The organism is Aphanizomenon sp. UHCC 0183 (genome assembly GCF_009712065.1).
Taxonomy (GTDB): domain Bacteria; phylum Cyanobacteriota; class Cyanobacteriia; order Cyanobacteriales; family Nostocaceae; genus Dolichospermum; species Dolichospermum heterosporum.
Map to the genome: position 1 here is coordinate 1 of NZ_VILC01000083.1, position 18881 is coordinate 18881.

General features: G+C 36.5%; 26 protein-coding genes, 1 tRNA gene and 1 CRISPR repeat array. Of the genes, 18 read left to right on the top strand and 9 right to left on the bottom strand.

Annotation, left to right across the window (positions count from 1 at the left end; all coding sequences use genetic code 11):
• Positions 1 to 30: 30 nt before the first annotated feature.
• Both FJR37_RS20705 and FJR37_RS20710 read right to left on the bottom strand, forming a co-directional pair.
• Complete coding sequence (locus FJR37_RS20705) at positions 31 to 405, bottom strand: type II toxin-antitoxin system PemK/MazF family toxin (RefSeq protein ID WP_039203453.1); 375 nt, start codon at positions 403 to 405, stop codon at positions 31 to 33.
• Positions 399 to 713: a hypothetical protein gene (locus FJR37_RS20710; RefSeq protein WP_228043780.1), complete on the bottom strand. Its 315-nt coding sequence runs from the start codon at positions 711 to 713 to the stop codon at positions 399 to 401. The genes FJR37_RS20705 and FJR37_RS20710 overlap by 7 nt, the downstream gene beginning before the upstream one ends.
• A 314-nt stretch (positions 714 to 1027) precedes the next feature.
• Here FJR37_RS20710 and FJR37_RS20715 point away from each other — a divergent pair, with 314 nt between their 5' ends.
• The 6 genes from FJR37_RS20715 to FJR37_RS20740 all read left to right on the top strand — a co-directional run bounded on the left by FJR37_RS20715 (position 1028) and on the right by FJR37_RS20740 (position 3612).
• Positions 1028 to 1414, top strand: a complete 387-nt coding sequence (locus FJR37_RS20715) for a papain fold toxin domain-containing protein (protein WP_052150001.1) — start codon at positions 1028 to 1030, stop codon at positions 1412 to 1414.
• A gap of 23 nt (positions 1415 to 1437) precedes the next feature.
• Positions 1438 to 1779, top strand: a complete 342-nt coding sequence (locus FJR37_RS20720) for a hypothetical protein (RefSeq protein WP_168467011.1) — start codon at positions 1438 to 1440, stop codon at positions 1777 to 1779.
• A 393-nt stretch (positions 1780 to 2172) separates the two neighbouring features.
• On the top strand, positions 2173 to 2409 hold the full coding sequence (locus FJR37_RS20725; RefSeq protein ID WP_039203455.1) for a hypothetical protein: 237 nt from the start codon (positions 2173 to 2175) through the stop codon (positions 2407 to 2409).
• Positions 2399 to 2770 (top strand): PIN domain-containing protein, encoded by a 372-nt coding sequence (locus FJR37_RS20730; protein WP_052150003.1) that lies wholly within the window; start codon positions 2399 to 2401, stop codon positions 2768 to 2770. Before FJR37_RS20725 ends, FJR37_RS20730 begins: the two co-directional genes overlap by 11 nt.
• Before the next feature lie 189 nt (positions 2771 to 2959).
• Positions 2960 to 3283 (top strand): type II toxin-antitoxin system ParD family antitoxin, encoded by a 324-nt coding sequence (locus FJR37_RS20735; protein ID WP_371416152.1) that lies wholly within the window; start codon positions 2960 to 2962, stop codon positions 3281 to 3283.
• Between the two features lie 2 nt (positions 3284 to 3285).
• Complete coding sequence (locus tag FJR37_RS20740; protein WP_052150004.1) at positions 3286 to 3612, top strand: type II toxin-antitoxin system RelE/ParE family toxin; 327 nt, start codon at positions 3286 to 3288, stop codon at positions 3610 to 3612.
• A 310-nt stretch (positions 3613 to 3922) separates the two neighbouring features.
• Here FJR37_RS20740 and FJR37_RS20745 read toward each other — a convergent pair whose 3' ends face one another.
• Complete coding sequence (locus FJR37_RS20745; protein ID WP_039203457.1) at positions 3923 to 4183, bottom strand: type II toxin-antitoxin system RelE/ParE family toxin; 261 nt, start codon at positions 4181 to 4183, stop codon at positions 3923 to 3925.
• Between the two features lie 5 nt (positions 4184 to 4188).
• A complete protein-coding gene (locus FJR37_RS20750; protein ID WP_039203484.1) occupies positions 4189 to 4428 on the bottom strand; it encodes a hypothetical protein in 240 nt (79 codons plus the stop codon).
• A 226-nt stretch (positions 4429 to 4654) separates the two neighbouring features.
• Here FJR37_RS20750 and FJR37_RS27130 point away from each other — a divergent pair, with 226 nt between their 5' ends.
• Both FJR37_RS27130 and FJR37_RS20760 read left to right on the top strand, forming a co-directional pair.
• Positions 4655 to 4924, top strand: a complete 270-nt coding sequence (locus FJR37_RS27130) for a type II toxin-antitoxin system HicA family toxin (protein ID WP_235335270.1) — start codon at positions 4655 to 4657, stop codon at positions 4922 to 4924.
• A 20-nt stretch (positions 4925 to 4944) separates the two neighbouring features.
• On the top strand, positions 4945 to 5436 hold the full coding sequence (locus FJR37_RS20760; RefSeq protein WP_168467012.1) for a hypothetical protein: 492 nt from the start codon (positions 4945 to 4947) through the stop codon (positions 5434 to 5436).
• A 432-nt stretch (positions 5437 to 5868) separates the two neighbouring features.
• Here FJR37_RS20760 and FJR37_RS26590 read toward each other — a convergent pair whose 3' ends face one another.
• A complete protein-coding gene (locus FJR37_RS26590; RefSeq protein ID WP_081981509.1) occupies positions 5869 to 6009 on the bottom strand; it encodes a type II toxin-antitoxin system PemK/MazF family toxin in 141 nt (46 codons plus the stop codon).
• Positions 6003 to 6317 carry a hypothetical protein gene (locus FJR37_RS20770; RefSeq protein WP_235335267.1) on the bottom strand — a complete coding sequence of 105 codons (315 nt, stop codon included), beginning with the start codon at positions 6315 to 6317 and terminating at the stop codon, positions 6003 to 6005. Before FJR37_RS20770 ends, FJR37_RS26590 begins: the two co-directional genes overlap by 7 nt.
• A 276-nt stretch (positions 6318 to 6593) precedes the next feature.
• Between FJR37_RS20770 and FJR37_RS20775 the strand changes: the two genes are divergently transcribed.
• The 6 genes from FJR37_RS20775 to FJR37_RS20800 all read left to right on the top strand — a co-directional run bounded on the left by FJR37_RS20775 (position 6594) and on the right by FJR37_RS20800 (position 9781).
• A complete protein-coding gene (locus FJR37_RS20775) occupies positions 6594 to 6815 on the top strand; it encodes a ribbon-helix-helix domain-containing protein (RefSeq protein ID WP_039203462.1) in 222 nt (73 codons plus the stop codon).
• The gene (locus tag FJR37_RS20780) at positions 6773 to 7144 is read left to right on the top strand and encodes a type II toxin-antitoxin system PemK/MazF family toxin (RefSeq protein WP_235335269.1); all 372 of its coding nucleotides are present in this window, start codon (positions 6773 to 6775) and stop codon (positions 7142 to 7144) included. Before FJR37_RS20775 ends, FJR37_RS20780 begins: the two co-directional genes overlap by 43 nt.
• Positions 7145 to 7418: 274 nt before the next feature.
• A complete protein-coding gene (locus tag FJR37_RS20785) occupies positions 7419 to 7706 on the top strand; it encodes a hypothetical protein (RefSeq protein ID WP_168467013.1) in 288 nt (95 codons plus the stop codon).
• Positions 7703 to 7981 carry a type II toxin-antitoxin system VapC family toxin gene (locus FJR37_RS20790; RefSeq protein ID WP_039203465.1) on the top strand — a complete coding sequence of 93 codons (279 nt, stop codon included), beginning with the start codon at positions 7703 to 7705 and terminating at the stop codon, positions 7979 to 7981. Before FJR37_RS20785 ends, FJR37_RS20790 begins: the two co-directional genes overlap by 4 nt.
• A 235-nt stretch (positions 7982 to 8216) precedes the next feature.
• Positions 8217 to 8810 carry a Uma2 family endonuclease gene (locus FJR37_RS20795; RefSeq protein ID WP_168467014.1) on the top strand — a complete coding sequence of 198 codons (594 nt, stop codon included), beginning with the start codon at positions 8217 to 8219 and terminating at the stop codon, positions 8808 to 8810.
• Positions 8811 to 9187: 377 nt separating this feature from the next.
• Positions 9188 to 9781: a Uma2 family endonuclease gene (locus FJR37_RS20800; RefSeq protein WP_168467015.1), complete on the top strand. Its 594-nt coding sequence runs from the start codon at positions 9188 to 9190 to the stop codon at positions 9779 to 9781.
• 743 nt (positions 9782 to 10524) lie between these two features.
• Here FJR37_RS20800 and FJR37_RS20810 read toward each other — a convergent pair.
• Both FJR37_RS20810 and FJR37_RS20815 read right to left on the bottom strand, forming a co-directional pair.
• Positions 10525 to 11808: a bifunctional oligoribonuclease/PAP phosphatase NrnA gene (locus FJR37_RS20810; RefSeq protein ID WP_168467016.1), complete on the bottom strand. Its 1284-nt coding sequence runs from the start codon at positions 11806 to 11808 to the stop codon at positions 10525 to 10527.
• Positions 11809 to 12465: 657 nt separating this feature from the next.
• Positions 12466 to 12963, bottom strand: coding sequence for an HNH endonuclease (locus tag FJR37_RS20815; protein ID WP_039203468.1), 498 nt, complete (start codon positions 12961 to 12963; stop codon positions 12466 to 12468).
• A 490-nt stretch (positions 12964 to 13453) separates the two neighbouring features.
• On the opposite strand from FJR37_RS20815, the gene alr reads away from it, so the two are divergent.
• Together alr and FJR37_RS20825 are read left to right on the top strand one after the other, a co-directional pair.
• Entirely contained in the window at positions 13454 to 14641 is a 1188-nt protein-coding gene (gene alr / locus FJR37_RS20820) for an alanine racemase (RefSeq protein WP_039203470.1), read from the top strand.
• A gap of 122 nt (positions 14642 to 14763) precedes the next feature.
• Positions 14764 to 14845: transfer RNA gene (locus FJR37_RS20825), tRNA-Leu, on the top strand.
• 284 nt (positions 14846 to 15129) lie between these two features.
• A CRISPR array of direct repeats spans positions 15130 to 15461; the repeat unit is 37 nt; unit sequence CTTTCAACCCACCCTGTACTAGGAGGGTTGTTGTTAC.
• A 448-nt stretch (positions 15462 to 15909) separates the two neighbouring features.
• Here FJR37_RS20825 and cas12k read toward each other — a convergent pair.
• On the bottom strand, positions 15910 to 17829 hold the full coding sequence (gene cas12k / locus FJR37_RS20830; RefSeq protein WP_168467017.1) for a type V CRISPR-associated protein Cas12k: 1920 nt from the start codon (positions 17827 to 17829) through the stop codon (positions 15910 to 15912).
• 81 nt (positions 17830 to 17910) lie between these two features.
• Here cas12k and FJR37_RS20835 point away from each other — a divergent pair, with 81 nt between their 5' ends.
• The gene (locus FJR37_RS20835; protein ID WP_168467018.1) at positions 17911 to 18378 is read left to right on the top strand and encodes a MerR family transcriptional regulator; all 468 of its coding nucleotides are present in this window, start codon (positions 17911 to 17913) and stop codon (positions 18376 to 18378) included.
• 78 nt (positions 18379 to 18456) lie between these two features.
• Positions 18457 to 18881, top strand: a 425-nt coding sequence (locus tag FJR37_RS20840; protein WP_217355352.1) for a hypothetical protein, incomplete at its 3' end; no start/stop codon positions are given.

The window sequence follows — 18881 nt, forward strand, 5'->3', positions numbered from 1 at the left end:
CCCATCACAGATACACCTGGAAATATTCATTTATATTAAATTCACTAAACCCAAACTAATCTGAATTGCTCTATCTACCTGTTCCATTGTGACTGATTCCAGAACACCCAACCGTTTAATTAATCTTTGTTTATCAATAGAACGAATTTGATTAAGAAGCGCAACAGAATCAACCTGTAAACCTCCTTCTGGTACTTTAATTAGCACTTCAGTAGGATACAAAGGTTCTGTAAACTGAGAAGTAAGAGCAGCAACAATAGTTATAGGACTATATTGATTAGAAACGTCATTTTGTAAAATTAAAGCTGGTCGTGTTTTTCTGATTTCTGAACCGATAGTTGGATCAAAATTAACCAAGTAGATTTCACCACGCTGGGGATAGATTATTTTTCCCTTACTTAACACGCTTCCTCTTCCAAATTAAACCACTCTTCAACTAATCCTAAATCACGTTCTGCTCTTTTAATAGCTCCTTGTTTTAACTGTTCTTTGATATTACTAAATTTACTATAACTACCATTCGCATATTCATCACGGACTAATTGAATTTCTTTTTTAGTTTCTTCATCTTCTTGCCAATTTTCCTCTTCAGCATCAGCGATCGCTTCATTAAGAAGTTGTGAAATCTTTCGTTTTTCTGATAAACTTAGCGCATTTAAAGAGTTAATCAATAACTCCATCGGAATGAATAGATTTAATCCAGTTTGTGACATGGTTCTTGTCATAATGTGATTGTCGTTCTACATTATATCAAATGATGGCGAATTAGTCTATAAAAACCCTGTATCTGTTCACATTATCTCACTCAACTATGACTAGGGATTACTAGAGCGATAGCGTTCGCGGAGCGTCCCGGAGGGAACTAGCGCTGCTGCAAGCAGTTCGCTGTGATCGTGTAAATATTCACCTCACCACCTGAATCCTTACTCAAATCCTATTTTGTGCTTCTTCTAGTTTAAAATGTAAAAAATAACTTAATACTCCCTTAACTATCAATCAATAGTAATCAGGGTAGAAATATTAAAATTTGACAACGGGAGTAATTTTGAATAAAGAGGATATCATCTATCAACAAATTATAGCAATTGCCAGTAGTTACGGAATATTTGATTGTATTCCCTGCGCTAGAGCAATCAAAGAATTTTTAATCAGACAAAGTATTCATGGTAAGCATATTAAAATAAATACAAATTCTCAAGATCCAATTTATGGCAGAATTTATGATGATAGTATTGGAGAATTGATTGCCAGCACAGGTCATCATGAAGGTGTTATAATAGAGATAAATAACGTAGAACTTGTTTTTGACAATATTCACCATCAAGGCATTGCCCGATTAAACTGGATACAGAATCTCTATTCACCTATATTAGATGTAGGATTAGAGTTTCAAATCACAGAAACTTACTTTTAACCTAGAAATTTAGTGAGTTAAACATGGATAATCTCTACAACTTACTGCAAAAGATCAAAAAAAGACCTGCAATGTATATAGGTAAAAATTCTATTTTTAGCCTTCAAGCATTTTTAGATGGATACTATTTTGCCCGTCGAGAAATTGGTATTCCCTTAACAGCAGAAGAAACAGAATTTCAAACTTTTTTGCAGTGGATAAGACACAAATTTAATGTAGAAACAGGTCAATTATGGTCAAGTATTCTTCTATTCCATTCAGCCGATGAAAAAAGCGCAGTAGATAGATTTTTCACATTGCTTGAAGAATTTTATCAAAATCAGAAAAATCACGAAACAGCAAAAATTGATGAACTAGTTTCATGAAAATAAAAGTTAGTAAGTTGGGTTGACAAAACCCAACAATACCTATAATTAATAATCCTAAATTACAACCCAAAAACCCTGTATCTGTTCACATCATCTCACCCAACCATTACTAGCAATTAATAGAGCGATCCGCAGCCCAAAAATCCTGTATCTGTTTACATTATCTCACTTAACCATCACTGGGGATTAATGGGGCGATAGCGAAGCGCTGCTGCAAGCAGTTCGCACCAGAAAAGCTTACCCTGTATCTGTTTACATTGTCTCACTCAAGCATTACTAGGGATTAATGGGGCGATCGCGTAAATATTCACCTCACCTGAGAATTATCGGTGCGTAGTTTATAATAAGATCATACCGAAAAATTTTATATAGGATTTAAGGTTATTCATAATGCTGCAAATTATCCAAGCAACCTGTACCAATGGTGAACTTATTTTGAATGAAAAACTAAGTTCCGAATTAGAAGGTAAAACCATACAAATCATGATTCTCGAACCCGGCGAATCTACACAACCAATAGATTTTCAAGAATCGAAAATACAGCAATTCTTAGCGCGAGTTAATAACTACTCCTTCCCACTTCCCCCAGACTACAAATTTAATCGAGAAGAAATTTATGATAGATAAAATTTTTCTCGATAGTAATCTCTGGATTTATCTCTATGCTAAAAATCCGCCAGAAAAATCCCAGAAAGTTGCAGAAATCATCAAAAATCATTCTTCATCGCTGTTAGTTAGCACTCAGGTTTTAGGAGAATTATTTCATGTTTTAACTAGAAAAAAATTCACATCAAAAACAGATGCAATTACAATCATATCAGATATAGTGAATACTTTTCCTGTTCAAGCAATTAACACAACAGAAGTTATACAAGCATTAGAAATCAATGCAAAATATAACTACTCTTATTGGGATAGTTTGATTATAGCTACAGCTTTATTAAGTGAATGTTCCATGATTTACTCAGAAGATATGCAGCATAATTAATTAATAGAGAATAAAGTAAGAATTATCAATCCATTTGTTTGATTTCATATCTTTTTAATTACTGTAGGGTGGGTTATCAACAATATAAGCCACCATTAAAAACCCTGTATCTGTTCACATTATCTCACCCAACCATTACTAGGGATTACTAGAGCGATAGCGAAGCGCTGCTGCAAGCAGATCGCAGTCATGGCAGAAAATGACAAAACCTGCCATACTATAGAAAAGAAAATTCAGCGAAGTCACATTATGAAAAGTATGAATATTTCCTTACCTGACACCATGCGCGATTATATAGAAGAACAGGTAGCGCAAGGTGGTTACAGCAGCGTTAGTGAATATTTTCGGGAATTAGTGCGACAAGACCAAAAACAGAGAGCAAATGAACGACTACAAACAATGCTCTTAGAAGGATTAAACTCAGGAAATGCAACAGAAATGACTGCACAAGATTGGGAAGATATTCGTCAAGCAGTTCGTGAAAAAACTAACAAACGTCAAAGTGCAATTTAGCCATGATGTTTGCAATTAAAAAAAGACCTCAAGTTATCCGCGACTTGATAGATTTAGCCACTTACATAGCAGAAGACAGTTTAGACGTTTCCGACCGCTTTTTAATAGCAGCAGAAACAACATTTAAACAATTAGCTAAAACTCCAGCTACAGGGAAATTGACAGATTTTCCCCATCCCAATTTAGCAGATATTCGACAACAATCAATTAAAGGATTTAGAAAATATCTGATTTTTTATCGTATCACTGAATCAGAAATTGATATTTTGCGAGTTATTCATGGTGCAAGAGACATTGAAACAATATTAGATGAGGACTTAGAAATATGAGTAATTAGGTTGGGTTGATGCAAATAAATCCAACAAAACCCATCATTAATAACACTAAATCGCCGCCCGAAAACCCTACCCTGTATCTGTTTACATTATCTCACTCAACCATTATTAGGGATTAGTGGAGCGATAGCGAAGCGCTGCTGCAAGCAGTTCGCACCTGAAAACCTTACCCTGTATCTGTTTACATTATCTCACTCAACCATTATTAGGGATGTTTAGGGCGATAGCGTAAATATTCACCTCACTTGAGAATTATTACCCAAACAAAATCAAATCCTCGAACAACTAGCGAAGAAAATAGGTACTACTTTTTATAAACATCACGACGATGCTTACATTGAACGAGTAAAACAATTAATTGCTCATCTCGAATTTCATAAACCAAACGATAATCTCCTATTCTAATACGATATTCATTATCATATCCTTTCAACTTGACAACCCCATCAGGACGAGGTTCTTCCGCAAGTTGGGCAATTTTTTCATACACACGCTCTTGTATATTATTAGGAAGATTATCTAATTGTTTTTGAATAGATTTAGTGATAATAATTTCGTAAGTCATAGTATCTATTTTTTCTGATTTAGATACTGTTGAAAAGTCATATATTCCCCATTTGCATATTCATCACGGACTAATTGAATTTCTCTTTTAGTCTCTTCATCTTCTCGCCAATTTTCCTCTTCAGCATCAGCAATAGCTTCATCAAGAATCATCCAAAGTTGCTGTTTTTCTGATAAAGTTAGCGCATTTAAAGATTTAATCAGTAACTCCATCGGAATAAATAGATTTAATCCAGTTTGTGACATGGCTTTTATCATGATGCGATCACTATTTTACATTATATCAAATGATGGTAGATTAGTCTATAAAAACCCTGTATATGTTTACATTATCTCACTCAAGCATTACAAGGGATTAATGGGGCGATAGCGAAGCTATCGTGTAAATATTCACCTCATCACCTAAACTACAGCAAATTGTCATCAAATGTGCTACAGATGGAAAGGGTTAAACCCAGTGCTAGACTTCGTTATGCGATTTATTTTTGTACCGGGTTTGATTCCTACGGAGCGCTTCGCTATCGGAAACTGCTGTAAATCAAATCCTCGAACAACTAGTCAAACCGGAAGTCATATCATACTGTGGCACGAATCAAAACCCATTTTATCAGTTCCCAATCATAAAGAATTAGCACCAGGGTTACTCAGAAGTTTAACTAGACTGCTCAAGAATTTGTTAACAATGTTAAACAGAATTTTAACACTAACAACGTTGAAATTGAGGCTAGAGGTAATTGTGTGATTTACAAATGGTACAAATAGATGATTGTAAAAAAATTTGAGATATCTGATAGTGTAGCTGAATTTCTACGTTCTGACTACTTTAATAAAATTCCACGTGTAGATAATAAAGAGGTAGAATTTGCCAAATATTTAGGGATTGACATTCAAAATTATCCAAAAGAAGTAGCTTATATTGTTATACAAAATTATATTGATTTAGTTTTTGATAATTTTGATGACCGGTTTCCTACAGAAAAACAAATTAATTTTTTATCTCAGTTCGGCATTGATGTATCTTATGAAAACCGGTTTGTTGTAGATGCAGTGATCGAATCCACCATGACTATCCTCAATCTTAACACTATCGAAACAGAAAATTTAAAATTAAAACATGGAAGTAAAGTATTTCATATTAATAACCCTGAGAAAATATTAATTATTTCTTCAATTACTAACAAAGGGATGGTTTATTTTAAGGGTGGTAACGGACAAAAAGCTTATGCACGAAACCTTAAAGCTATACACAAGTAAAAATCAAGTGAGGTATTTATGGAACAACAAAACTCATACATACAAGAACGAGAAAAAATCATAAATTTAGTAACAAATAATTCAGTAAGTCGTTCTTTAGCTGAGGAAATCATCAAGAAATCTCTAAATCTTTAAAGTGATCTGCGATTGTGATTTTTGGTGGTAACTTCATTTCTAGATTTTCTCTCCTTGTTTTCAAGCATAGAATATCACTTCAACTCATTTTATTGATTCTTATCGAAACAAATTTACCATCAAATTTTCTTTATATTTACGTATTAACTTGATATTAAGCCAATAATGCTACCCTCATTCTCTATTCATATAAGTTACATTTTGTCAAAAAAATTAGATGCGTTTCCCCTGGCATACAACATAACCCACCATTAATAACCCTGTAATCATGCACCATAACCATCCATAGAATCTTTATTAGTAATATTGATTAGAAACGTCATTTTGTAAAATTAAAGCTGGTCGTGTTTTTTTGATTTCTGAACCTATAGTTGGATCAAAATTAACCAAGTAGATTTCACCACGCTGGGGATAGATAATTTTTCCTTTGCTTAACACGCTTCTTCTTCCAAATTAAAGCACTCTTCAGCTAATCCTAAATCACGTTCTGCTCTTTTAATAGCTCCTTGTTTCAACTGTTCTTTGATATTACTAAATTGACTGTAATTTCCATTTGCATATTCATCACGAACTAATTGAATTTCTTTTTTAATTTCTTCATCTTCTCGCCAATTTTCCTCTTCAGCATCAGCAATAGCTTTATCAAGAATCCGCCAAAGTTGCTGTTTTTCTGATAAACTTAGCGTGTTTAAAGAGTTAATCAATAACTCCATCGGAATGAATAGATTTAATCCAGTTTGTGACATAGTTTTTATCATGATGTGATGATTATTCTACATTATATCAAATGATGGTGGATTAGTCTATAAAAACCCCTATATCTGCTCACATCATCTCACCCAAGCATCATCAAATATCATGTAAATAAGAAAAGACAATAGAGCCATCACAGATACACCACCGAAACATTAACATCACCTGAGAATTATCACCCGAAATAAATCAAATCCTAGATTCACAAACTACTAGACTAAAAATATCAAATTAGGCTATACTACTTATAGTATGACTGTAGGTAGGATATGGCTAAGATCTCAATTTCATTGCCAGATGAACTACTAAATTACATTGACCAAAAAGTTGAAAACCGTAGTGCGTTGATTGAAAATCTCTTGAAACAATGGCAAGAAAAACAACAAAATGAAGCACTAGCCGCAGCTTGCGCTTTGGTTGATGAATTAGAATTAGGTTGGGAAAGTGAATGGCAAAACATAGCGATTACCGAATGGGAAGCATCTGGATAGTAACATTTGACCCATCCGTAGGTACAGAAATTCAAAAAACTCGTCCAGCACTGATAATTTCTGGGACTTTGTTTAATAACCAACGCAGCAAAGTCACAGTTTTACCTTTTACTTCCGCAAAACCTAATAATCCTCGTATTTCACCTGCGGTAGTCGAAGTACCTACATCAGCGCTAAATGGACTTTCTGTAGATAGTCTTTTGATATGCATTGAACCCATGACTTTTGACAAAATTCGTTTAACTCAACAATTAGGAGAATTAGAAGCAGAATTATTAGAACAAGCTCAAAATATTTTGCGTCGGTATCTGAGTTTAAATAACAACTAATCATTTTTGATTAATTCATATCCCTGACTTCTAAAATTGATTATTGAATTGATATAGGACTCCTATTTGATTTTTGAACAAAACTCGGTACACACTGAAATCCTTCTTCCCTGTTCCCCGTTCCCTGTTCCCTGTTCCCTAACTCAACGGAAAATTCACGAATCAAATCGGATCGCTATATGATAGAAAAATCTTGAAAAGAAGTCGGGGATCTTTGGTGCGTAGTTTATAATAGGATCATACTGAAAAATTTTACTCAATTGAGGAGTTAATCATGGTAATAAAAATTGCAGAAATATCTAAAGATATTGATACCTTAACAGAAGAGGCGCAAATCTTACTACTAGATTTTATTCAATTACTTAAAAAACGTTATCCAAAACCAGAAAATCAACACATAGAAAATGAGATAACTTTTTCATCTACTCAAAAACCAAAACCACATCCACTAGATACATTTCTAGAAAAACATGGTGCTTGGGAAGATGAACGCACAGCAGCAGAAATAGTCAAAGAGATTTATGATAGTCGGACTATTTCTAATTACGATATTAGCTTATGAATTATTTATTAGATACTGATACCTGCATTTACTGGATTAAAAACATTAATTCCGTCAGAGATAAAATTCAACAAATAGGATGGGAGCAAATTTCTATTTGCAACATCACCGTTGCTGAATTGTATCTTGGCGCTTACAATTCTCAAAAAGTAGCAGATTTTGATTTATTAATTGCTAGTGTTGCAATAACTAGAAACCATATTTTAGCAACTAACAACACTCGTCATTATAGCCGAATTTCCGAGATAAAATTAGAAAACTTGATTTCAGCCTAAAAAAGTTATTTAAGGTGGATGAACAACAACATAACCCACTATTAATAACCCTAATTCACAACCCAAAAACCCTGTATCTGTTCACATCATCTCACCCAACCATCACTAGCTATCATGTAAATAAGAGAAGACAATAGAACCATCACAGATACACATAAAAACATTCACCTCACCTGATAACTATCACCTGACCATGAGTTATAATCAGGATTAAAGTCATAACCATAAAATTACTATGACTATCCAAACCTTAGACAAAACCACCACAATTTCCGAACAGCAATTTCTTCTACCTGGCCATTACACCTGGGAGGAATTTGAAAAAATAGAAACCTTAACCGCACACGCAGCAGGTTTGCGGATAACTTATCTTGATGGGTGCATCGAATTTATGACGCTTAGTGAACAACATGAAATGATTAAAACCATTCTTGGTTTTTTACTAGAATTATATTCCTGTGAAATAGGTATAAATCTGATTCCAGTAGGTAGTGCTACTCGTCGCGCAAAAGAAAAGAATGCTTCCTTTGAACCTGACGAATCTTATTACATCGGAGAAAAAAAAGAAAATCCAGATTTAGCAATTGAAATTAACATTACCAGTGGCAGTTTTGATAAATTAGAAAAATACAAGCGGTTTAATATTACTGAAGTCTGGTTTTGGGAAAATAATCAATTGTATTTATATCATCTTAAAAACGATAATTATGAGCAAATTAATCAAAGTGAATTATTGCCAGATTTAGATATAGATTTATTGGCGAGTTGTGTTTTAATGCCTTCTATTATTGATGCAAAAACAGCATTTATGAAAAGTATTAAAAAGTAGTAGTTCGTAGGTTGGGTTGACGCAGAGAAACCCAACAATACCCACCATTAATAACGCACTTATTACAACCAAAAAACCTTGTATCTGTTCACATCATCTCACCCAACTATCACCAACTATCATGTAAATAATGTAAGTTGCTAGTTAGGTAAATTGTCAGAATCAGGATATCCAGGATTAAAGGATGAACAGGATGAAACCAGAGCTTTTATTACCAATTACCTATTACCAATTACCCATTACCATGCTATAACGACAATTTTCAACGCCAACCTACTTAAGATTAATTATGGATATGATAGAAAAATTTTGAAAAAAAGTCGGGGATCTTTGACCATGAGTTATAATCAAGATAAAGTCATAACCATAAAATTACTATGACTATCCAAATACTAGACAAAACTACCGCAATTTCCGAACAGCGATTTCTTCTACCTGGTTATTACACCTGGAAGGAATTTGAAATAATAGAAACCTTAACCGCAGACGCAGGAAATTTGCGGATAACTTATCTTGATGGGTACATCGAATTTATGACACTTGGTGAACAACACGAAAATATCAAAAAAATTATCGCTATTTTGATAGAAGCATATCTCTTTCAAAAAGGGATAAACTTTATCCCAGTGGGTAGTGCTACTCGTCGTGCAAAAGAAAAAAGCGCTTCCTTTGAACCTGACGAATCTTATTATATCGGAGAAAAAAAAGCAAATCCAGATTTAGCAGTTGAGGTTAATATTACCAGTGGCAGTTTTGATAAACTAGAAAAATACAAAAGATTTAATATTACCGAAGTTTGGTTTTGGGAAAATAATCAATTATCTCTATATCATCTCAAAAATGATAATTATGAGCAAATTAATCAAAGTGAATTATTGCCAGATTTCGATATAGATTTATTGGTGAGTTGTGTTTTAATACCTTCGATTATTGATGCGAGAATAGCATTCATTAAAGGAATTAAAAAGTAGTAGTTTGTAGATTGGGTTAACACAAGTAAAACCAACAAAACCCACCATTAATAACGCTAAATTACAACCCAAAAACCCTGTATCTGTTCCATCATCTCACCCAACCATCACCAACTATCATGTAAATAAGAGAAGACAACAGAACCATGACGGATATACCTGTAAACATTCACCTCACCTGATTTACATCCCCGACTTCTAAGATTGATTATTGATATGATAGAAAAATCTTGAAAAGAAGATTCAGCGAAATCACATTATGAAAGTTATCGGACTATATTGATTAGAAACGTCATTCTGCAAAATTAAAGCTGGTCGTGTTTTTTTTGATTTGGGGAACCTATAGTTGGATCAAAATTAACCAAGTAGATTTCACCACCCTGGGGATAGATAATTTTTCCCTTACTTAACACGCTTCTTCTTCCAAATTAAACCACTCTTTAACTAATCCTAAATCACGTTATGCTCTTTTAATAGCTCCTTGTTTCAACTGTTCTTTGATATTAGCCTGGAACTGAATTTCCAGGCGGGTCTGTCAGCCAAACAAATAAGCTATCTGTAGCTTAAGTTGACACCAATCAGCATTGCTAAATCCTAAATTAATCAAGTCTTTGAATTTGTTTTAAGTAGGTTGGCGTTGAAAATTGTCGTTATGGCAAGGCAAAAGGCAAGAGGCAAGAGTGAAGAGGGTTTGGGCGATTTTACGTTTCTTTACACAGTTTGGTTTTATTGTGTTCACCTACTTAAGACTGAATTGGATTATCTCTAGGATTTACCAATTTCAATAGTTTCTGTTTAATTTGTGCGTCGAAAACTTCCCATTTGATTTTGGCATAAGCTGAATTTTCATTACCACCAGATAAGAAACCCATCGGAATTTCAAAGCCTCCAGCACCCGTCCTCCCACCACCAAAAAATCGCCCAGCACTATCTTGTCCAAAGGCTTCTTTAATAAATTCATCAGGATCTAACGTCAGTTTGGTGGTTCTCAGAGATCCTATCACTACTTCTAATTCGTCATCTTCATCATGAACAATTCCATAAACTACTGCTGTATGCACATTTTCCTCAGTAACGAGAAAATCAGCCGCTTGGGGAATTGCATCCCGGTCATCATAGCGCAAATAACCAACACCAGCTATAGAAAAGTTATTTTGAACGATGCGGTTTTTAAGCGATCGCTCGATCACATCCATTACCCGCTTAGAACGATTTGCTTGCAAAATAGCATTTAGTAACTGAGCATCATAAAACCTGCTCAAATACCCAGCAGCCATAAAATCTTCTTCCTGTGCCTGCATCAACCGATTTGTATCTGAGCGTAACCCGTGCATTAAAGCTGTAGCACATTTAACGTGCTGGCTAATGCTATTATCTAAAGTTAATAATCCTGCTTGTAAGTATTGAGTAAAAATTGTCGCTGTAGCTCGCACATAAGGACGAACATCAACAAATTCTGACTTGAGTTCTCCTTGTAAACTATGATGATCCACCAGCACTATCAGGGGAATTCCAGCTTGTTGGATGGCTGGTAATAATTGAGACGTAGTTCCCTGGTTGTCAATTAACACAAACCCTTGATAGCATGACAAATTTTTATTTTTTAAAGTTTGTATTGTCCAACGTTGAGCAGGTAAATTAGTGAGCTTAACTAAAGCAATATTTTCCTGATGACTTAAAGTTCCCGCGTAAACAATATCACACTTGATATCATACTGTTGGGCAATTAATTGGTAAGACCAAGCACAAGAAAGAGCATCAGGATCAGGAAAATCCTGTAAAATCACCAGCTGACGTTCATGACGATGTGCAAGCAGCGTCTTCTGTAACTCCTCTGATTTTTGAGATGCTAGAGAATTGCCACGCTGGACTAAATAGATACCTCCATCACCATTAGAGGATGGTAAGGAAGTCCGGTTTAACGGTGGAAGTTCAATTACCTCTTTCTCTATTTCTAATTCCTCTGGATGGGGATCTGTGGTCAACGATAAACTCTCAAGTTGAGAAGGTGGATAATTCACGTACATAAGTAACTAACTGTATTTCTAAGCGGGGAAGATAGGTTTATCCATTCAGATACAATCCAAGCAGTAGTGCGCTGATAAAGCTACATGAAACTTGGCAAAATCTAAAATTAATTCTTTTGGCACTGTGTAAAGCGGTTTATTTCTGTCAATAGCATGAGATGAGGATCTATTGCATCCAACTAAAGTGCTACAAAAATATTGAAAGTCAAGTATGCTGTACCTCTTGTATTATATACAACTTCATAATTTGTGACTTTGTCTAAACAAATATGCAGATTTTTATGAAAAAATTTGATAATTATCTTGAATATTTATTTGACTTGTGCTATTATTGATTTTTTGTGTCTAAATTGATATCTCAATTTCCTGGTGGCAAATCATCTACTCATAATTGTAACAAATTATCAGTTAAGAACAAAATCTATCTATATATCGTTTTTTTAGAAGATAACGCGCCACCTCTGGAAATTGAGGTAATCGGATACTAGGGTCATGAAAACATCAGCTTAGTGGAAACTTGCCACAAGCTGTAGTAAGTGCTGGACAAAACCAAGTGAAACACCTGCTTGTAGTCACTATCATTGACCCAATTTGGTCAATCAGATATATCTACAGGTGAATTTTGTCCTGAGTTTTTGTAGTTAATTATGTGGGATGTCAAAGACCTATGACATACTTTTGCCACTCCTGGTGCATTCCACTTTTAAGATGCTTTGTCACCTCAAAGTAGAGACTACTGTAAGGTTGACGGGGTAAATGACGCAAGGGCATTCGCGCTTCTTGCGGTGTACGACAGCCTTTTTTGATATTGCAGCGGACACAAGCCGTGACAATATTTTCCCAAGTATCTTCACCCCCTCGTGATCTTGGCATGACATGATCGAGAGTTAAGCCGTCTCCTGTGTGACCACAGTATTGACAAGTATGGCTATCACGATGCAAGATATTTCTCCGAGTCAGCGGAATTTCCATATAAGGAACACGGACATAATGACGCAACCGAATTACGGTTGGCATCGGAAAATCCGAGTAAAGGAATTTACCGTTGTATTCTAAGCGTTCAGCCTTGCCTTTAATCAACAACACGGTGGCACGTCGCCAACTGGTGATGTTGAGCGGTTCGTAAGAGGCGTTCAGGACTAAAACCTTCCTCATGAATCTGCGCTCAAGGTATTAGTTTTACATATATTAACACAAATACACCCCGCTGGGGATATGAGAATAATTTATACTTTTGTCCTGAACTAAGAAAGATCCCCGACTTCTTGAAGAAGTCGGGGATCTGAATTTGCCAAAAAAATCGCCATAAAGGAGTATTTAGGGGTTGACATTTGATTTTATATCTGTTATCGTAGACTTGATAAGGAAGAACTATTTTCTAATAATCAAAAGATTTTTGAGTGTGCGGATACACTAATTATTGCTCATACTACTATCTTGTATAAATCGCCGGATCAAAGTTAAACTTCCTGATTAAAGTGATATGGCTTCTAGTACACTGCGGCGTAAATAACCCAACCATTCTAAATCGTTCAAAAGCCTATACTGTCTTCGTTTTGACTTTTAACTTTTGGCTCTTGACGAACGCCCTACGGTACTAGGGGATGTGAGCAGCTTTTCGGTGGTGTGATAGGAGTAAAGTGTAATGTTAAGTCGCAAGCAAACCCCGATTTTTGCCGACAATCAGGAATGTGATGCTTATGCTTGGTTTTCTCAGCGGGCTTGGGTAGAAGTTGATTTAGGGGCTTTGTCTCATAACGTCAAGCAGTTGGTCAAGTTTTTATCACCATGTACCCAATTAATGGCAGTTGTCAAAGCTGATGCCTATGGACATGGGGCGGTAACAGTTGCGAGGACTGCTTTGGAGGCGGGTGCTAGTTGGTTAGGTGTGGCAACAGTTCCCGAAGGTATTCAATTACGAGAAGATGGTATTAAAGCCCCAATTCTGATTTTAGGGGCAACCAACACACCAGAACAAATTCAGGCGATCGCTCATTGGCAACTTCAGCCCACACTATGTAGCCCTAAACAAGCTTTAGAATTTTCTAACACCTTAGAAACTATTAACCATAATTCCTCTTTATCCGTACATATTAAATTAGATACAGGAATGTCTAGATTAGGCACTAGTTGGCAACAAGCCGCAGATTTTGTCCAGTTAGTACAAGGATTACCCCATTTAGATATTGCCAGTATCTATTCTCATCTAGCAACTGCCGATAGTCTTGATGCCACAGTGATGACAGAACAGCATAGAAGATTTGCAGAAGCAACTGCACACATCAAAGCTAAAGGGATAAAAATTCCCAGCTTGCATTTAGCAAATTCCGCCGCTACCTTGACAAATCCAGAACTGCACTATGACATGGTGCGGGTGGGTTTAGCTATTTATGGTCTTTATCCTGCCACTCATTTACAAAATCAAATCAAACTGCAACCGGTTTTACAACTCAAAGCCAGAGTTACCCAAGTTAAAACCATAGCCGCAGGGACTGGAGTTAGTTATGGACATCATTTTATTGCTTCTAAAGAAATGCGTCTGGCTGTAGTTGGTATTGGTTATGCCGACGGAGTTCCCCGTAGTCTTTCTAACCAAATGCAGGTGTTAATTCGTGGGCAGCGCATACCGCAAATTGGCGCAATTACAATGGATCAAATCATGTTAGATGTGAGTTCCATTCCCGATTTGCAAGAAGGGGAAATAGTCACTTTGCTAGGACAACAGGGAAAAGAACAAATATCCGCTGATGATTGGGCAAACTGCCTCAATACCATTTCTTGGGAAATTCTCTGTGGTTTCAAACATCGTCTACCTCGTGTAGCTGTGATCTAGATTATTAGGGACATGGGAAAATATCACCAATACCCCATACCCTAATTTAAAATTGGGACTGAAATTTTGACTCTTTTGCCTATTGCCATAAATAATTTGTTGTGCTAACATAAGTTATAAATGCGGATATGGCGAAATTGGCAGACGCGCTAGATTTAGGTTCTAGTTCCGAAAGGAGTGAAGGTTCAAGTCCTTTTATCCGCACTTTTAAACAGATAGTTGAGTTAATAGTGATGTTGTGCAGCGATGTACAGTGACTAATTATATGTCATCGGTGACAAATTAGTGTCGCTGTGACTATTTGTTGTCGTTTTGATGGTAGTGACAAATTAATGTCATAAAAACAATTATCCTTGTCATCATTATAGAACAAGCGGATAAAAGGACTTGCTTTCAACCCCCCTAAATTTTTTAATAGTTACTAAACCCAAAAATAATCTCAATTTCAAGCTTTTTCAATATAACCATTGTTGAATGTGCTTTCGCTACTTTCAACCCACTCTGTACTAGGAGGGTTGTTGTTACATTTCAGCTACATCTGAAAATCCATAATTAGCAATCTTTCAACCCACCCTGTACTAGGAGGGTTGTTGTTACTTAAACTGCCAAGCTTGAAAAGTATTAACTGAATAAGCTTTCAACCCACCCTGTACTAGGAGGGTTGTTGTTACCAAACTTGATCCACTGGCATATCTAAATTCATGACTTTCAACCCACCCTGTACTAGGAGGGTTGTTGTTACCATTCTCAATTCTGTGGTCTAGCAATTGCTTGGCGCGATGGCTTTCAACCCACCCTGTACTAGGAGGGTTGTTGTTACCCACCAAGTTTCAAAGTATTGTAGGGCAAGGTTTCCAGGTGTCGTTAGCGCGGATGTCTCCCAATTTGCTGTTTGAGCCTCATTTACAAAAATCATATCAGGATGAAAAAACGATGAGATTTCGACAGAACAAGCATTTTGGGACTTGCGCGGATCTCTGAGAAATTTTGCCTTGATTTTAGTTCTTCAAATGAAGAATTGAGGAGGGTTCCCCCTTGATCGGAGGTGATTCGGTAGCCACTACAGCGGTACATCCGCGCCCTTATTGCTGGGAGCGCACCTATCCTGTCCTAAGACAGCAGCATCAGGGTGAGCAGCTACCAGGGTCAGAAAGCAAGACTGTATTGCTACAGTCAAACTAACCCTCATTTAACACTGTTCAGAGGCTGCAAGCAGCATGAACGGCGGCGCTATTAAATCTATTTTATTGTCAAGGTTCGGATATTTGTCAACTTTGTTTGACTAGGCGGAGATTATAAGTAGAGAGAGCTAATTCTTTGGCTTTGTCCTGGGGACTACCACGAACAGGTTGTGTACCCTCTTCGATGACAATTCCTACCTGAGCAGCTTTACTTTGAATGCTTTGAATTAATCTGCCATAACTCCATTGATGGACGTTTATTCGATACTGTTTGGCATATTTTTGCTGGATTTCAACTGAACCTGGACATTTTGCTTCGGCTATGGCTTGAATTTCGCTCTGAATATTCTCCCGCATATCGCCTAATTTGGGTAAGACAATGCTGCCAGCTTTGTAGGTTTGGGCGATCGCAACTATTTCTTTTGCTAATAATCTGTCTATATACTGTCCTAAATCAGATGTACCAAACTGATTGGGAGAAAAACTTTTCTGTGCTTTGTGGCGTTCGTGGGATGAAGATCGCTGTTGTCGTCTTTGGCGATTCAATAGTTCGTAATTTTCACCAAGTAGCTGTTTAATACTGCGGTAAGTCAAAACTTTGTTTGCACTGGCATCCACTACGGCTATTGTGGCAGGTTTTTCTAATCCCATGCTGACTCCAACTAAAATGTGGGATTGTCCTTGATACAGAGGTTTACAGGGACGATCAAAGGAATTATTTATGCGAGTCAGTGTTGATTGCTTACGCTGAATAAAGGCTTGCTGGGTATCGCTTAAATCACTCTTCTCTTTCATCTTGGTGATGAATTTGGTAATGTCCTCTGCTTTCTCTTGGCGAACCTGTTCTGTGCCTTCAGCAGTCCACAGGCGATTGTCAACACAGCAAGAAAGGGTCAATCGGTGAATTTGCCAAGTTTCGCCTTTACCCTCACCTTCTTGCCAAGCTAAACGACCATTTCTGAGGGTGAATAAGCCACTAGAATGCTGATTTTTGCTTTTGCGTTTAGTTTGTTGATCTTCTAGGAAGCGTTTAAACCAGTGCAGTTGACGACTATCACAATACACTTCAAAAGTTAAATCGGTTAAGCCATTAAAGCGAACACACAGCCTACCTTTTTCGTTTGTTGACCATTTAAGGTCTTCATTGGTTTCAAAAATTAGGGGAAAAGGAAGAGAACTTGATCGGGTTGACAGAATATCCTGCCGGCGTTTGGCTTCAGCATTGTCTTCTGGAACTGTGGTTGTAGCGGTGAAGAGTATTTCCAACCATTTACTATTGGTTAAATCTCGACCTTTGGGTATTCGACTTGTTAGCTTGTCTGTCAGCCTTTGAATCTGGATTTCAACTTTACGGCGGCGTTTAGCAAATTTTTCGGTGTCTTCTTCTTTGTCGTTGAGTTTGCAGCCATTTTTTAGTAGATAGCTGATGGCACTACGGCCGAGTATGTCGTCGGTTTCTTGGTAAGCATCAAATAATTTATGAGATAAACTACGCTCTGGGTTAGAATCGGATGATTTTTTCGATTTTTTGGTATTTCTTTTTTTAGTTAAAGGAACATTAGTGTCAGATTCTGGGGTTGTCGTTGCTAAAATTTCAGCAGCTTTGGTACGAATTACTTCCAAGCTGTAACCACTGGTTTCTACTAATTCAGCATCGCTGTTGAGCATTTCTAGCCAGCGAATCTTACCATCTAGCTGCTGCTGTAGCCGTTTCTGAATTGTCAACCACGATTTGTAGATGTAATCCACAACATGAATTGCGGATAAATAACAACGGCTTGGCTGTCCGGCAAACTGAGGATCGGTTTTTAGAGGTTGGCAAAGTTGACTAACAACGGTAGATGGAAATTTGCCATTTTGTCGCCACTTCTCGAAGTCTGGGTGTTTACTAAGCTGTTGTAGTAGTTCGTTAATTAGCGGCGTGTTTAATTCTGCCATCAACGTCCAGAGTTGTTGGCGGGTAGATTCACTGGCAATTAGGCGACATTGAACAGTAATTTGACTCATGAAAATACATTATCACAAAAACACATAATGTTATTCTAAAAAATTATGTGTTTTAGAAAAAGCTTCTATAGGATGATTCTTATGGAAGGAAAATTCTACACAAGCACCGAAGCAGCAGAAATTACTCATTGCTCTCGCCGACAGTTACAGTATTGGCGGGAGAAGGGGGTTATAGTACCTACGGTTAATGCCAGTGGTAAGGGAAGAAATGTTTATTATTCTAAGGCTGACTTGTTGGCACTGTCAGTAATGGAGCATTTGCTCTCAATTGGTTTAAACTTTGAAATGTGTCATGCAGCTTTGGAAACTTTGCGTAAAAGAGAGCCTTGGCTATTTGAGGAGTCTGTTACTGAAGATAAGATGAAGCGGTTGATGTTTTTACCTTCAAAATCGCCAGAACAACCTTTGCAACTGGTGGAGTTTGACCAGCAAGCAGCTTTAGAGGCACTTTGTCAGGGACAAACTGTGATTCCTTTTTGGGGCGATCGCTTACATCAACAATTGGGGGATAATCTTCAAAACTTTACAAATTTTGCGAAAAAGTGTTAATTTATAACTGGTTTCAGAGAAAGTACAGTTACTTAGCAATTGATCTGTATTAAATTAGTCTTAGTGAAATAATGAGGTATGTTTCTTAAACAAGTTAACCCTACACCAGAACAACGCAAAATTTTTTTTCTAAATCCAAATCAACCTACTTTATTATCGGGGAGAGCAGGTAGTGGAAAAACAACGACAGCTATTCTGCGAGCAAAACAATTAATCAATTTTTATAAAAGACAAGGGCTTGAGCCTAGAGTAGGATTTTTTGTTTTCAATAATACCTTAAAAAATTATTTAGAACCTTTAGCAAATATATACTTACAAGGAGCAAATTTTGAAGTATGGGTTATTGATAAATGGTGCAAAAATTTCCTAGAAACAAGAGGGCTTTTAAACTATATAATCGCTGATGAATCTCTATGTAAATTTTGTCTAAAACAGGCGATAGAAGCAATTAAATTAAGTTCAAGAAATCCACGATTAATTAATTATTTAGGTTATGACTTTCT